2 protein-coding genes are annotated in these 804 nt (G+C 72.0%); one reads left to right on the top strand and one right to left on the bottom strand.

From position 1 onward, the window contains the following. On the bottom strand, positions 1–405 hold a 405-nt coding region (tsaE, locus tag HUK84_RS20850), incomplete at its 3' end, for a tRNA (adenosine(37)-N6)-threonylcarbamoyltransferase complex ATPase subunit type 1 TsaE (protein ID WP_176641884.1). A 122-nt stretch (positions 406–527) separates the two neighbouring features. Between tsaE and HUK84_RS20845 the strand changes: the two genes are divergently transcribed. Beyond that, the coding region (locus tag HUK84_RS20845) for an NAD(P)-binding protein (RefSeq protein ID WP_176641883.1) at positions 528–804 on the top strand (277 nt) is incomplete at its 3' end.

Here is an 804-nt window from a genome sequence, read left to right as displayed (position 1 = left end):
CTCGCGGGCGCCGTCATCCGCGACCGCCAGCGTGACGTGCAGCGCCCCGGCCGGCGTCAGCGCGCCCAGCCGGTCCGGCCATTCGACCAGCACGATGCCGTCGCACGCATCGTCCCAGCCCAGTTCGTACAGCGCGTCGGGGCCGCCCAGGCGCCACAGGTCGAAATGCGCGATCGGCCCCAGGGGCGAGTCGTACGCCTGCACCAGCGTGTAGGACGGGCTGGGCACCTCCATCTGCGGATCGGCGCAGGCGGCGCGCAGGAAGGCGCGGGAAAACACCGTCTTGCCCGCGCCGAGCGGACCGGAAAGCAGGATCGCGTCCCCGGGCCGGGCGGCGGATGCGATGCGGCGCGCCAGGTCCTCGGTCGCGTCCTGGCTGAGCAGGGTGACGGCGAGCTGTTCCATGCGCCCATAGTGCGCGCCCGCGCGGCCGGCGCACAAGACCCCGTTCCCGCTTGCACTCGGCCCGCGCAGGCCGCACAACCCGTCGGCAGGATTGCAGCAGCGCATCAGGACGGATTTCGACCATGACGGACGCCCACCCTCTTTCGACCGACGTCGCCATCATCGGCGCGGGCCCGACCGGCCTGTTCGCGGCGTTCGAATGCGGCATGCTGAAACTGGATTGCGTGCTGATCGACGCGCTGGACCATATCGGCGGCCAATGCGCGGCGCTGTATCCGGAAAAGCCGATCTACGACATCCCGGCGCATCCGGCGATCGAGGGCGCGGCCCTGGTCGAGGCCCTGGACCGGCAGATCGCCCCCTTCGCCGTGCCGCGCCTGCTGGGCCGCCGGGTCGAGC

This window comes from Nguyenibacter vanlangensis (genome assembly GCF_013376155.1).
Classification (GTDB): Bacteria; Pseudomonadota; Alphaproteobacteria; order Acetobacterales; family Acetobacteraceae; genus Gluconacetobacter; species Gluconacetobacter vanlangensis.
Note: the sequence above shows the minus strand (reverse complement) of the source record. Positions and strands in the feature narration are given on the sequence as shown.